The 13,685-nt window shown below is 35.3% G+C and carries 12 protein-coding genes; 3 read left to right on the forward strand and 9 right to left on the reverse strand.

The window, feature by feature from the left end; genetic code table 11:
* Positions 1-223 precede the first annotated feature (223 nt).
* On the reverse strand, positions 224-1,573 hold the full coding sequence (radA, locus tag BOQ62_RS06120; RefSeq protein ID WP_129037971.1) for a DNA repair protein RadA: 1,350 nt from the start codon (positions 1,571-1,573) through the stop codon (positions 224-226).
* A gap of 139 nt (positions 1,574-1,712) precedes the next feature.
* Here radA and BOQ62_RS06125 point away from each other — a divergent pair, with 139 nt between their 5' ends.
* Entirely contained in the window at positions 1,713-2,282 is a 570-nt protein-coding gene (locus BOQ62_RS06125; protein WP_129037973.1) for a YceI family protein, read from the forward strand.
* Positions 2,283-2,380: 98 nt separating this feature from the next.
* Here BOQ62_RS06125 and BOQ62_RS06130 read toward each other — a convergent pair whose 3' ends face one another.
* From BOQ62_RS06130 to BOQ62_RS06165, 7 genes are all read right to left on the reverse strand, one after another.
* Positions 2,381-4,081, reverse strand: a complete 1,701-nt coding sequence (locus tag BOQ62_RS06130) for a bifunctional alpha/beta hydrolase/class I SAM-dependent methyltransferase (protein WP_129037975.1) — start codon at positions 4,079-4,081, stop codon at positions 2,381-2,383.
* A gap of 3 nt (positions 4,082-4,084) precedes the next feature.
* Entirely contained in the window at positions 4,085-4,876 is a 792-nt protein-coding gene (locus tag BOQ62_RS06135; RefSeq protein ID WP_129037977.1) for a dual specificity protein phosphatase family protein, read from the reverse strand.
* Between the two features lie 268 nt (positions 4,877-5,144).
* Positions 5,145-5,384: a hypothetical protein gene (locus BOQ62_RS06145; RefSeq protein WP_129037981.1), complete on the reverse strand. Its 240-nt coding sequence runs from the start codon at positions 5,382-5,384 to the stop codon at positions 5,145-5,147.
* Positions 5,366-6,121 (reverse strand): SDR family NAD(P)-dependent oxidoreductase, encoded by a 756-nt coding sequence (locus BOQ62_RS06150; RefSeq protein ID WP_129037983.1) that lies wholly within the window; start codon positions 6,119-6,121, stop codon positions 5,366-5,368. The genes BOQ62_RS06145 and BOQ62_RS06150 overlap by 19 nt, the downstream gene beginning before the upstream one ends.
* A 527-nt stretch (positions 6,122-6,648) precedes the next feature.
* Positions 6,649-7,425, reverse strand: a complete 777-nt coding sequence (locus BOQ62_RS06155) for a patatin-like phospholipase family protein (RefSeq protein WP_228413766.1) — start codon at positions 7,423-7,425, stop codon at positions 6,649-6,651.
* Between the two features lie 7 nt (positions 7,426-7,432).
* Positions 7,433-8,233: a phosphatidate cytidylyltransferase gene (locus tag BOQ62_RS06160; protein WP_129037985.1), complete on the reverse strand. Its 801-nt coding sequence runs from the start codon at positions 8,231-8,233 to the stop codon at positions 7,433-7,435.
* A complete protein-coding gene (locus tag BOQ62_RS06165; RefSeq protein ID WP_129037987.1) occupies positions 8,223-8,825 on the reverse strand; it encodes a CDP-alcohol phosphatidyltransferase family protein in 603 nt (200 codons plus the stop codon). The genes BOQ62_RS06160 and BOQ62_RS06165 overlap by 11 nt, the downstream gene beginning before the upstream one ends.
* A 153-nt stretch (positions 8,826-8,978) precedes the next feature.
* Here BOQ62_RS06165 and BOQ62_RS06170 point away from each other — a divergent pair, with 153 nt between their 5' ends.
* Complete coding sequence (locus BOQ62_RS06170; RefSeq protein WP_129037989.1) at positions 8,979-10,586, forward strand: CTP synthase; 1,608 nt, start codon at positions 8,979-8,981, stop codon at positions 10,584-10,586.
* Positions 10,587-10,764: 178 nt separating this feature from the next.
* A complete protein-coding gene (gene yidC, locus BOQ62_RS06175) occupies positions 10,765-12,564 on the forward strand; it encodes a membrane protein insertase YidC (protein ID WP_129037991.1) in 1,800 nt (599 codons plus the stop codon).
* A gap of 130 nt (positions 12,565-12,694) precedes the next feature.
* On the opposite strand, the gene BOQ62_RS06180 is transcribed toward yidC, so the two are convergent.
* Positions 12,695-13,279 (reverse strand): ribonuclease HII, encoded by a 585-nt coding sequence (locus BOQ62_RS06180; RefSeq protein ID WP_129037993.1) that lies wholly within the window; start codon positions 13,277-13,279, stop codon positions 12,695-12,697.
* Positions 13,280-13,685 lie beyond the last annotated feature (406 nt).

Here is a 13,685-nt window from a genome sequence, read left to right on the forward strand (position 1 = left end):
ATCCGACTTTGACGTACAGCTGCAAAAATTGACCATTCACAATCCTACCAATATTGAATTCGCTTTGCTAGTGAATTTTCTGTCTACACATCAATTGACTATTGACTGCGAAGCAAAATTGACCATTCACAATCTTACCAATATTGAATTCTCTTCGCTTGTGAATTTTCTGCCCACAGATCAATTGACTATTGACTTGCGAAGCAAAATTGACCATTCACAATTAAAAAAGCCTCTCGTGAAAATCCTCAATTTTACTCACTTCTTCAATCTTAATTCCAAATTTTCTCTTCGGAATTTTGTTTAGATTGGAAACAAATATTTTTTCATATCCAAGTTTCTCGGCTTCGGTAATTCTTTGTTCAATCTGTGCTACAGGACGAATTTCTCCACTCAGACCAATTTCTCCGGCAAAACAGTAATGTTCTGAGATCGCAATATCCTCATTCGATGAAAGTACAGAAGCTATGACTGCCAGATCAAGTGCAGGATCATCAGTCTTTATTCCTCCGGTAATATTCAGGAAAACGTCTTTAGCACCCAGCTGAAAACCCGCTCTTTTTTCAAGAACAGCCAAAAGCATATTTAACCTTTTGGAATCAAATCCTGTGCAGCTTCTTTGAGGAGTACCATACACAGCCGTACTTACCAATGCCTGAATCTCCAATAGCATAGGCCGGTTTCCTTCCAGAGTTACTGCTACAGAGTTACCGGAAAGTTCTTCAAATTTTTTGGTAATCAGAATTTCAGAAGGATTTTTGATTTCTTTTAATCCTTGAGAAATCATTTCGTAGATACCAATCTCGGAAGTAGATCCGAAACGGTTTTTATTCGCTCTCAATAATCTGAAAAGATGATTTCTGTCTCCGTCGAAATTCAGAACCACATCCACCATATGCTCCAATACTTTTGGTCCGGCAATCTGCCCGTCTTTCGTGATGTGTCCAACCAGGAATACAGGGGTGTTGTTTTCTTTGGCAAATTTGATGATCTCATTGGAGCATTCCCGAATTTGAGATACTGTTCCGGGAGAACTTTCGATCAGTTGAGACTGCAGCGTTTGAATGGAGTCAATGATCATAAAATCCGGTTCCAGTTTCTTTGCTTCATGAAGGATTTTCTCCAATGAAGTTTCTGTAAAAAGGAAGCAGTTTGGATTTAAAATATCCGTCAGTCTGTCTGCTCTCATTTTAATTTGAGATGCACTTTCTTCCCCGGAAACATAGAAGACTTTCTTTTTCATTTTCAAAGCAAGCTGAAGGAGCAGAGTAGATTTTCCTATTCCGGGTTCACCACCAATCAATGTAACGGAACCTAAAACGATTCCGCCTCCTAAAACACGATTCAATTCTTCGGAAGGAGTTTTTATTCTTGGTTCCTCACTTGTTTCCACTTCAACGATATTGATCACATGTTGCTTGGTTTTTGAGAAAGGAGGAGTTTTATGAGAAGGTTTTTCAACCACCTCTTCTACTAAAGTATTCCATTGTCCGCAGTTTTTACATTGTCCCAGCCATTGAGGATATTGAGTTCCGCAGTTTTGACAGAAATATGCTGTTTTCAGTTTTGCCATACTGCGAAGTTATAAAAAAAGCATTTTTCTTTCGAGGTCTCAATGGATTTAATATTAAAAACTAATCCGTCAATGGTAGAGATATCTTTCATATCTTAGCTTCGTTCAATTTAAAATAGTAATGTAAAATATAATTACAATGAAAAAAGTATTTTTATCTTTCGTATTTGTGCTTTTAAGTGTTGTTGCGTTTGCACAGGGTACCTGGGAAGCAGACCACATGCATTCTTCTGTCAATTTTAATATTAAGCACATGGGAATTAGCTTTGTACAGGGAAGATTTGATAAATTTGACGGAAGAGTTGCCACTAGTGGTGCTAGTCTGGATAAGGCTGATTTAAGTTTCTCGGTAAGTGTTGCTACTGTTAATACCGGAGTAAGCGTAAGAGACAGGCATCTTGTAAGTGAAGATTTTTTTGATGTGGAGAAATATCCTACCATTGAATTTAAAAGTTCTTCCGTTACAAAAGATAAGAACAATAATTATATTGTTAAAGGGAAACTGACGATGAGAGGAGTTGAGAAAGAGATTACGGCTCCGGTTACCTTTGGTGGAATTACAAAGAACAAGGATGGAAAAGAAATCATGGGAATTCAGACAAAGTTTACCGTAAATCGTCTGGATTATGGAATCAAGTATGACCCAACAGCAGCTGGTATCGCGAAAGATGTTGAAGTAACAGCTTACTTTGAACTGGTAAAGCAATAATATTTCAAAATATAAAAAACAAAAAAGGTTTTCCATTTGATCGGAAAACCTTTTTTATTGGTAAAAGCTGATGAAAAAGTCTGATTAAAATTTAAAAACTAGTTGGAAACATTCACTTTTCCAGAAGAAACCGTAAAAATTCCAAAGTCATCAATCAACATATTTTCTTTTTGAATAGTATTAAAAGCCATTATTCTGTCCAACTCCTTCTGAGATCGTCTTCTCATAATCCAGTCTTTATTTTGATGATTATTCAGAACATAGGCGATCATTTTTAATTGAGGATGCCACGGCTGCCCCGTGTAAACGATGTAGGCATTCTTTTCCGAAATAGAATTCACTCCCTGAATCGCTTTACCCGCCATTTCGTTATCTCCGAAAAGTTCAAGGATTCCGGAGATAATGGTGATATTGGGTTCAAAATTCAGTTTTTTATAGGTTTGTGGATCAAAACAGTCAAAATTAGTAAACCTGATATTCTGATAATTCTTTTCTTTTATGACCTTTTCTCCAATCTCAATATTGGACTTTACAAATTCGTTGATCACGATTTCCGCATCCGGATATTTTTCTTTGATATTGAATAAATAATTTCCCGTTCCGCCGGCAATATCGAGTATTTTAACAGATCTGCCCTGTTTTTTTAGAGTCTGTATATTGTGTTCTAAAAGCTGAAGTAAATGTTGTTTTCTGATACGGATTCCTCTCCAGCCAATAGCGTTGAGGTAATTTTTATCCATCATTTTTCCAAAACCAAATTTCCCTTTTGGCTGATTCTGATAAACATAATCCAGTGAAGCCCCGGAATCAAAACCATATTTCAAACCAATGGCCATTCCGTTGCTTATTTTTCCAATCTTTCCTAAGGATAATTTTTGCATTTTGAAATTCAGGTTATTCCCGACATTATTTTGCAGATCTTCATATTCTTTTACAGAAAAACGATCAGGAGAAAGAGAAGCTTGTTTTGTCGGTCTGTTGAAACATTTTTCAGCAAAAACCGCAATTTTATCGTACACTTTTTCCTTTCCGGTATCGAATAAAATCCCATGGAAAAAGTCAGGAAGAACCTCATAATGTTTCAAATCTGTATCCAGCTTTTCATAGAATGTTTTCTGCTCCTTATTGAAAACTACATGATCTTTTTCTGCAGCAAGAATTAAAGTTGGTGTATCTATTGCTTCAGCATCTTCTACCAGGCGTTTTCCCGCTTTTGCCAGATCAATAAGAAGTTCTGCATCAATAGATCTTGAGATCAGCGGATCTGTGTCATAGGCTTTTTGTTGTTCGGGATCATGAGTCAGCATTTTGGATTTTACATAACTTTTAATGATCAGTCCTTTCTTAAGCTTTGTACCCAATGTAATCATTTCATTGGCGAGAGGAACGATGAGGTTGATTTTAAATGCTGGAGCCAGAAGAGCCATTCCTGCAATAGAAGGAGCGAAATCGTGTGCCCAGGCAGAAGCAACCACTCCGCCAATACTGTTGGCAACCACAAACATATCCGGAACATTCACATTATATTGAGAATGGATAAATTTAGAGAATGCATCAAGATCTCTTACATAATCCATAAATATGGATGAGGTTTGAGTTTTTGTATGACCGTGTCCACGAAGGTCAAATGCAAAGATGTTGTATTTTGAAAACTGGGGAGACTGGGCAATATCATTCAATCTTTCAGAATGCTCATGGCCGCGGTGGATCATGATGATGGTTTTCTGATGGGATTGGTAGTTCCATTCACGATAAAAAATTTCACTGTTGTCAAAACTTTTAAAATGTCCACTGTTCATAATTTAAAATTTTTTCAGAAAATCCTTCAGGTAAGTATGAATCACAGCATGCTTATTGTGGGTTTTCATCATGGTTATTGCTTCTGTAAGAGGTAAAGATAAAATATTTTTGATTACTAAAATCCCGATCACCGAACTTCTGGTGAATCCCATAGTGCAATGGATCAGAATCTTTCCATCAGGCGGAAGCTGTTGATAATGTTGTGTGATCTCAGAAACCAGTTTTTGTGTTTCCTGAATATCAAATGTTCCGATGTCCAGAAATGGGACAGAATAATAATTCACTGTATCTTTTATAATGGTGAGTTCTTCCATTTCAGCTGATAGATCATAAACAATGGTTGTTTTGTCAACCCGGAAATCTTTCAGACTTTCACGATCAGGTCTTGATGAAATGTATAATCTGGGAATAATTTCCACAGGAGTTCTGTTTTTTTTGAGAAACGTCCAAAATAGCTGATACAGGAGCAGGTATGGGAGATAGAAAATCTTTTTAAACCATGGAATATTTCCTGCTTTACTTTTTAAAAAGAAAATACTGTTTTTCTGATAATGATAGCCAATTAGAAGAATCATAAAACTTGGCCAAAGTAAAACTAATCCTACTTTTCCAAAGAATTGATCAACAAGAATTGCTATTAAGATGACGATCCAGCCCGATAAAAAATAGATGTTGGCTACATGAAAATTTCTGTATATAAAATCCTTTTTTCTATAAGGAAAGATGATAAAACTAAGATAGGCAAGAAGACTTCCGGTGATAATATCAATGAAATGATGTTGGTAAGTCGTCAAAGTAGAAATTCCCAGCAGGATAAGCCAAAGCTTTATTAACGTTCTACCTTTTTTAAATTCCTGAAAACCGACCAGAAGATAAAAGCATAAGCAATATGAAGCGACGGAGCCTGATTAAAAGGAGAATCAAATGCTTTTAGAAACTGAAAAGAATATCCCAAAATAGAGCTGTTGACCTCGGGTTTTGGCAGAGAAAATTTTAAGGGAAATAATAAGAAACAAATCCCTGCAATAACTGTTACAAAAAGCATTCTTTGGGTTAAAACTTTCAGCTGTTCTTTATTCTGACAGAAAAAAATACCAGACAGAAAAAGATTCCGCTGGTCATATAAGGAATAATGCTCCACGAAATAAAGGGAATATATTTTTCAAAATCAAAAACAAAAGACGGAACTTCTGTCAGTTTTGAAACATACCATGCTGCAAAATTATAAACCATCATAAATACAATGGCACAAAGCGTCAGGGCGTACAGCTTCTGTTGTATGGTCAGTCGTTTTTCATCCATTTGGCCTTTCTGAACATGATGATATTTAATAATGAAGAGGGAAGGAGTGATAATGATTGCATCATCCACTTCATTTTTACGGGAAAAATAATGAGTTTTTTCTGTTTTTCAATGGCTTCAGTGATAATATGTACTGCAGTATCTATATTCGTAAGAAAAGGTTTTTTGCTTAAGTTATTTTGGTTAAGCTGTCTTAATTTCTCAGTGTCAATATATCCTGGAGCAACTGTAGTGACAGAAATTCCAAACGGTTTCAATGCACGACGATAAGCATCCGAAATCTGAATAACAGAACGTTTTGTCTTCGTATACAAACTGGAGTTTTCATATTCCAGTATTCCGGAAACAGACGCAATTACAGCAATGCTTCCTTTTTGCTGGTTCTTCATTACTTTTCTCGCAGCTTCAAAACAGTTTACGGTTCCCAGAATGTTCGTTTGAAGCATTTCCTCGGCTTCTTCATAGGTAATTCTTCCTGCTACATCTTCTGCATAGCTTCCGGCACAGTTGATGAAAATGTCAAGTCCGTTTTTATCCACAAGAAAAGACTGCAATGTGGATAACATGGCGTTTATATCACAAACATCCGTTTGAAAGGCTCTTAAATCTTTAGAATTATTTTCAGTGATTTTGGTAAGATCTCTTCCGCAGATTCCTACATGATATCCTTTAGAAAGATAATGTTTGGCCAATGCATAGCCAATACCCGAAGTTCCGCCTGCGATAAAAACGTTCATAAGTGTCTGCTGGTTTTCATTTTATGTAAAAATAGATTTTAAAAGTGAGAAATTAGACTAACGTTAAAACTTTAATGTCAACTATTTATCAGAGTAAGATATTCAATAGGAATGGGCTTTAGCCCATTTATAAAAATGAAATATTTCCATTGGCTTTAGCCGAAATTTAAAAGTATGTGTTAAAAACCACCCCATCAAAAATTCTTTGAATTTTCGCCACCCCTCCGGAGGAGGGGAATTCTCACGTCTTCAGTTGAGGTATTTGTTATCTGTTTTTAAACTTTTTATTGTTTGATTAAACCCATACTGCCATTGTATTTCCATGTCTTTTACAAATTGCTGGTAATTTTTCGGGAATGAAAAATTGACCTCAAATTTTTTCCAGTCAATTCCTTTTTTCAAATAATGTCCTTCCAGTTCTTGTTTTATATTGATGGTGTCAATCTGGAAGCCGGATAAAAGTTGGTTGGTTTCTGCAAGTCTTGCATTTCCGCTGAATCCAAGGACAGAACGGACAAGTGCTTCTTCTACCGGATTATAAGACTGTTTTTTTCGGTGATAATTTCCTGTGCCAGATATTGGCTTATTTCTACAGGAACAAGATCTATAGCACCACCTGCAAAATATTTTCCCTGAATAAATGCAGGCTCTACATAAAACATATCGGAAATAGAAGCGCGTGTGCTCTCAAGTAGAGAAAAATCTGTGATGACTTTAGGAGATTCTTCAACGGCACTGTTTTTTAAACTCTCAGAATCAGCAATGATTTTTTCAGGATTGATTTTCTTTGCCGTTTCAGGATCTGTGAAAATTGTTTTTTGATATAATTTTCTTTCATTTCTTTTCTGTCCACATTCGTTTGGAGTAAAAAGAAGTTCAGAACCAATATTTATGGTAGGAATTTCTTTTGAAAACTGAACGTTTTTGATAAATGGAAAACATTGGGATAGGTCTTGAGGCATTTCAACAAGATACCGGTTGAAAACATCCTCAATGAAAGGCGCTTTTCTTTTATCCAGCATTTTTTTCAACGAGAAAAATCCTATTTCTGAAAGTTTTTTTTGCCGTGTTAATAGGGTGCCTGAAACAAATTGAAAATATTCTTCAGACTGTAAATATTCCTTTCGGGAAAGATGATCAGGAAAAGCGTTAATGATTGTAGCGGCAAATGATCCGCCACAGGAGGCAATCAGAATGTCTGGTTTGAGATCGAGTTCTTCCAGAGCGGCAAACATTCCTAGATAAATCATCAGTCTTGTTCCGCCACCTGAGAAAATAACTGCTCTTTTAAATTTTTCAGTCATTGCCTTACTATTTTATCAGAAGAGGGAATATCCAGAAGAATAGAGGAGCGTTGAATATCAGACTATCCATTCTGTCGAGAAGACCACCATGTCCTGGAAGAAGAGTTCCAGTATCTTTTACGCCGGTTTTCCTTTTTAAATATGATATGAAAATATCTCCAAAAAATCCTGAAATTCCCAGAACCAGTCCTAAAATACTGTTGGTTAAAATATCAGTTTTAAGTAGAAAGTATCCTAAAATATTACTTAACACAATGGTAAGAAAAACACCACCGATGAGACCTTCCAATGTTTTATTTGGACTGATTTGAGGAGTTATTTTATGTTTTCCGAAAAATTTTCCCATCAGATATTGAAATACATCGTTTAGTTCCGTCACAACAACAATGAAAATAATGGCACTCAATCCATCAACGTTATCCCTTATCCATAATAGATGTGGAAAAGCAAAAAAGCAGATTAATAAAGCAATGGTAGTTCCATACATATGTTTTTTGGATGTGTTCCGCAGTATAAAACGGGATAAAATAAGGACTGATAAAAGAAAACTGTATAAAAAGTAGACTTCAGTATTCAAGAAATAAAGCAGGAAAAACTGTAAAACTCCTATAAAAATCGAAGGAGCAACAGGAGATTCATAGATTTTAAACATCCTTGAAAATTCAAAAAAGCACTGATAGCTTATCCACGAAATAAAAACGGTCATGGCAATAGGATGTGAGATCCCCAGCGCAAAAACAATAATGATGTAAATCCATGTTTTTACCCTTAGAGGAACATCTGCAAATTTATTTTCTTCAGGCTTCATTCAGAGATTTCTTAAGTCGGATATACGTGCTGATCAGGAGTAAAGCAATGATAATTCCAAAAATATATTGAGAAACACCGGAAATATTTACTTCGAAGAACATTAACAAACCATACAGTCCAAGGATAAGGGCACGGTCACTTTTTCCCATCGGGCCATCATAACGACGTTCTTTTCCTACTATTTTTCCTATTAGTCCAGTAAATTCATTAATAATGCTCAGTACGATGAAGATTACAATAAGATATAAACCCTCTGGTTGAAATTTAAGAAGAGGGAAAAATATAATCACATCGGAAACAATATCACCCACTTCATTCAAAACTTCTCCGAGTTTACTGGTCTGATTGAATTTTCTTGCCATCATTCCATCCAAAGCATTTAAAGCCATTCTCAGAAGCAATCCTATTGGAAGACTTAGGAAGAACCATTTCGAAATATCTGCATTCCAGAATAAGATCCCAATCACTACAGATAACAAGATAGAACTGATGGTAATCTGATTGGCTGTAATATTATTTCTGTGGAAAAATAATAAAACAGGCGTGAGGAGCTGCTGGAATTTTGGTTTTAGTTTGTATACGGAAATCATGATGGCTATTGCTTTGTTTCATTTGCTTATATCAAATATAGATAAAAATTTTTATCAGGTTTTATGATTGTTTGAAGGATGTTTTATCATTTTCAAAATGTAAAAGATTGCTTTGTATCTCTTTTTCCCATAACTTTGCACAAACCTAATCTAATGAGTAAAAAGAATACAAAGTACATCTTTGTGACAGGAGGTGTAACTTCATCTTTGGGAAAAGGAATCGTGTCTGCTTCTCTGGGACTATTGCTAAAATCACGCGGTTTTAACGTAACGATCCAAAAACTAGATCCTTATATCAATATCGACCCGGGAACTTTGAATCCTTATGAGCACGGAGAGTGCTATGTAACTGAAGATGGTGCGGAGACGGATCTGGATTTAGGCCACTATGAGCGTTATCTTGATGCTCCTACATCCCAAAACAACAACGTTACTACAGGAAAAATCTACCAGACTGTAATCGAAAAAGAAAGAAAAGGAGATTTCCTTGGAAAAACAGTTCAGGTAATTCCTCATATTACTAACGAAATTAAACGTAGAATTAAAATGCTTTCCAAGCAGAACTACGATATCATTATTACTGAGATCGGAGGAACTGTCGGAGATATTGAATCTCTACCTTACATTGAAACTGTTCGTCAGTTAAAATGGGAGTTAGGAGAGAAAAATTCTATGGTAATTCACCTTACTTTACTGCCTTATCTGGCTTCAAGTGGAGAATTAAAAACAAAACCATCTCAGCATTCTGTTCGTCAATTGATGGAAAGCGGAATTATGGCAGATGTTTTAGTGTGCAGAACAGAACACAAAATTCCTAAAGATCAGAGAGCAAAACTAGCTCAGTTCTGTAACGTTGCTTTAGAAAATGTTATTGAATGTAAAGATCTTGAAACCATCTATGAAGTTCCAATGTATCTTCAGAAGCAGAATTTCGATGATGTAGTATTGAAAGAGCTGGATCTGAAAAGTGATAAAGATGCTGATCTTAAAGACTGGAAGAGTTTCCTTAAGAAATTCCAGAATCCTAAGAAAACTGTTGAAATTGCATTGGTAGGAAAATATGTTTCTCTTCAGGATTCTTATATTTCTATTGCTGAAGCATTCAAACATGCAGGAGCTGATCTTGAAACGGAAGTAAAAGTAAGATGGGTATACAGTGGAGATATTACAGAAGAAAATATCAAAGATACACTGAAAGGTGTGAATGGTATCCTTGTAGCTCCAGGTTTCGGAGACAGAGGAATTGAAGGAAAAGTTCTTACTGCAAAATATGCAAGAGAAAATAAAATTCCAATGTTAGGAATCTGTTTAGGAATGCAGATCATGACGATTGAATTTGCAAGAAATGTTTTAGGACATACCAAAGCAAACTCTATGGAATTTGATACGGCTACTCCGGATCCTGTAATTTCCTTAATGGAAGAACAGAAAAATGTAGTAGATAAAGGAGGTACAATGCGTCTTGGAGCATGGAAATGTACCTTGAAAAACGGATCTAAATTAAACGATATCTACGGAACCAAAAATATTTCTGAAAGACACCGTCACCGTTATGAATTCAATAGTGATTATCTTCAGGAGTTTGAGAAAAATGGTTTCCTTGCTACAGGTACTAACCCTGAAACAGGTTTGGTAGAAGCGCTTGAGCTTCCGGATCACCCATTCTATGTGGGAGTTCAGTATCACCCGGAATATAAGAGTACGGTAGCTACACCGCACCCTCTGTTCAGAGCTTTCATCAAGGCTTGCGAAAAGAAATAAGGTAAATTTTTATCATAAACGTCTACACATAAACTCAAGCTGATTATTCTCAGCTTGAGTTTATTATATAGTAACAACGTAAAGCATAGAGTTTTGATAAAAAAACAGTATTTTTGTCAGCTCAAATTACGTACGCAGGTACGTATATTTTAAATTTAAAATTTTAATATAAAATAAAATGCAACAAAACAACGGAATCGATAAGAAACAAATGATTAGTTTCGCGGTTTTATGCCTGGTTCTCTTCGGTTTTATGTTCTACTTTCAGAACAAACAAATGAAAGAAGAGGAGTTAAAAGCTCAGCAGCAGAAAACGGAACAGGTAAAAAATGCCGTAAAACAAACTCAGGCAAACAATATCAATCCAAATGTAACTCCTAATGCAATCCAGACAGCAAGTCTTGGGAATAATGAATTGAAACTTGAGTTTTCAAGCTTAGGAGGGCAGGTTTCTAAAGTAGAGCTTTTAAAATATAAAGCCTACAACCACAAAACAGACAATGCTGATCAGCCACTTTATCTGATCAATAAAAATAACTCAAACTACGGTTTTCAGTTTAAAGACAAAACAGGAAAGGTTGTTAATACTAAAGATTTAGTTTTCTCTCCTACTGTTAACGGTAATGCAGTAACCTTAACTGCAGATTACAATGGTGCTGTTATTCAGTTTATTTACACGCTGCTTCCTAAATATACTCTTGATTTTAAAGTAAGAACTCAGGGGCTTTCTAAAATTACTTCAGACAATAAAGCTGATTTCATCTGGGATTATAATGTGAGAAACTTAGAAAAGGGTAGAGCTCAGGAGCAGTCTCACTCAGAATTTTCTTATGCTTTCAATAATTATAAAGACTATGATTATGATGGAAGAACTACAATGGATGAAGAAAAAGAAACCCTTAACTGGATTGGGGTGAAGCAGCAGTTTTTCTCTTCAGTAATTGAAGCTAAAAACGGATTTACCCAAAGTAAAGGAAACCAGGAAACTGTTGAAGAAGGAGAGTATTTGAAGAAACTCAACTACGAAGGTTTTGTTCAAATGACGGGAAGTGAGCTGAACCAGGACTTCACTTGGTATTTTATGCCATTAGATTTACCATTGCTTAAATCTTATGATAAAAACTTTGATGAGATTCTTCCTTTAGGTTGGTCTTTCATTGGAGCAATGAACCGTTATTTCTTCATGTGGTTATATGGTATTATTGCTGCGTGGGGATTATCAGCAGGTTGGGTGATTTTTGTAATGACGATCATTGTAAAACTTATCCTTTCACCAATTATGTATAAGCAGCATAAATTGAGTGCAATGATGAAAGTAATCCGTCCGGAAATTGATGAAGCAAATGCTAAGTTTAAGGATGCAGATCCAATGAAGAAGCAGCAGGCTACAATGGAGATCTATAGAAAAGCCGGTGTGAATCAGATGGCCGGATGTTTACCTGCATTGGTTCAGATTCCGATTTTCTATGCTTTATTCCGTTTCTTTCCGAACTTTATTGATCTTAGAGGGCAAGGGTTCTGGTTTGCAAAGGATTTGACGGCATATGATGATTTGATCAAGCTTCCGTTCAAAGTTCCTTTCCTTGGAGATCACTTGAGTATTTTTGCATTAGCTTGTACCGTGGTTATTTTGATTTATACCGTAATGACTTCAGGGAATATGCAGCAGCCTCAGCAGGAAGGAATGCCAAATATGAAAGTATTAATGTATATCTTCCCGATTACATTCTTATTCTTCCTTAACACTTCGGCTTCAGGTCTTTCGTGGTATTATTTTGTATCGAATGCGATTAACATTTTAATCATCCTTGTTATTAAATATGTGATTCTGGATGAAAAGAAAATCCACGCTCAGATTCAGTCTAATAAGGAAAAGCCAAAAGCAGAGGGTAAGTTCCAGAAGAGAATGAGAGAGATGATGGAGAAGGCTCAGGAGCAGCAAAAAACTCAGGAGCAGCAAAGAAATAAAAAGAAATAATTCTTAAATTATAACATAAAAAGAGAAGCAGTTTTTAAATTGCTTCTCTTTTTTATTTGGGGTTTTATTTAGAATGATTTTAAATTTTTGTTCGGTGTGTGTGAATTTAATAATTGAAAATCAGTTGTTTTTAGTCATATTTTAATCTAAATGATTGTCGGTGATGAGGAGTAGGGCCAAACTTAATAAGGGCTTCCTGATGCTTTTTCGTAGCATAACCAAAATTAGTGTCCCAACCATATTCAGGATGTTCTTCATGAAGTTGAATCATTAATCTGTCCCGGTAGTTTTTGGCAAGAATTGAGGCTGCTGCAATAGATAATACTTTAGAATCTCCTTTAATAATGCATTGATGCGGAATGTAGTTGTAGGGATGGAATTTATTACCATCCACCAAAATAAGTTCCGGTGTTATGGTTAGTTTATCCAGAGCGCGATGCATGGCATGAATACTTGCATTGAGGATATTATGTTCATCAATAAAGGAAGGAGGAAGCTCTGCTATAGCATAGTTTTTTACATTATCTTTGATGTAACTGTCTAGTTCCATCCGCGTTTTGAATGTTAATTTTTTTGAATCATTAACCAGATTCTGTTTAAAATCATCATCTAAAATTACTGCTGCTGCCACAACTGGCCCGCTTAAACACCCTCTTCCTACTTCATCACACCCGGCTTCGATATAAAAGTTTGACCAGTTTTTTATTAACTCCATATTTATCTAAAATGATAGTTGCAAAATTAAAAAAACAAATATAATTAATTCATTATCTGGCTGGATGATTTTTCTAATGTAAAAGGATATGATAAGAATATTTTTTGTAGATGATTTGTAAATATTTGAGATTGAAGTTTTTTATTAAAAGTAGGTGTTTTTTTGATAATTATACTGTTATTTTTGATTGTTGGTGTTTTTTTATATTTTTTTGATAGAAGAATAATTATGTGCTAATTTGTAATATTGTATCATTTTGGTGTTTTTTTTTGAATTTGAATGATGTTTACTTCTTTGATTTTGTTGTTTCCGTGGTTGTTTTGTAAGATTTATACGTAAATTGTTAATTGGTTTTTTTATTGTAATTTTTTGAATAATGTAGTCTGATTTCATTGTGAATGCTCAA

It is taken from the genome of Chryseobacterium sp. CH21 (genome assembly GCF_004119445.1).
GTDB lineage: Bacteria > Bacteroidota > Bacteroidia > Flavobacteriales > Weeksellaceae > Chryseobacterium.

Excerpts from the sequence above, each read along its gene's own strand:
- BOQ62_RS06155 (WP_228413766.1), bottom strand. The coding sequence starts at position 7,425 with ATGACTGAAAAATTTAAAAGAGCAGTTATTTTCTCAGGTGGCGGAACA.
- BOQ62_RS06130 (WP_129037975.1), bottom strand. The coding sequence starts at position 4,081 with ATGAACAGTGGACATTTTAAAAGTTTTGACAACAGTGAAATTTTTTAT.
- BOQ62_RS06180 (WP_129037993.1), bottom strand. The coding sequence starts at position 13,279 with ATGGAGTTAATAAAAAACTGGTCAAACTTTTATATCGAAGCCGGGTGT.
- radA (WP_129037971.1), bottom strand. The coding sequence starts at position 1,573 with ATGGCAAAACTGAAAACAGCATATTTCTGTCAAAACTGCGGAACTCAA.
- BOQ62_RS06170 (WP_129037989.1), top strand. The coding sequence starts at position 8,979 with ATGAGTAAAAAGAATACAAAGTACATCTTTGTGACAGGAGGTGTAACT.
- BOQ62_RS06165 (WP_129037987.1), bottom strand. The coding sequence starts at position 8,825 with ATGATTTCCGTATACAAACTAAAACCAAAATTCCAGCAGCTCCTCACG.
- BOQ62_RS06160 (WP_129037985.1), bottom strand. The coding sequence starts at position 8,233 with ATGAAGCCTGAAGAAAATAAATTTGCAGATGTTCCTCTAAGGGTAAAA.
- yidC (WP_129037991.1), top strand. The coding sequence starts at position 10,765 with ATGCAACAAAACAACGGAATCGATAAGAAACAAATGATTAGTTTCGCG.
- BOQ62_RS06125 (WP_129037973.1), top strand. The coding sequence starts at position 1,713 with ATGAAAAAAGTATTTTTATCTTTCGTATTTGTGCTTTTAAGTGTTGTT.
- BOQ62_RS06150 (WP_129037983.1), bottom strand. The coding sequence starts at position 6,121 with ATGAACGTTTTTATCGCAGGCGGAACTTCGGGTATTGGCTATGCATTG.
- BOQ62_RS06145 (WP_129037981.1), bottom strand. The coding sequence starts at position 5,384 with ATGGATGAAAAACGACTGACCATACAACAGAAGCTGTACGCCCTGACG.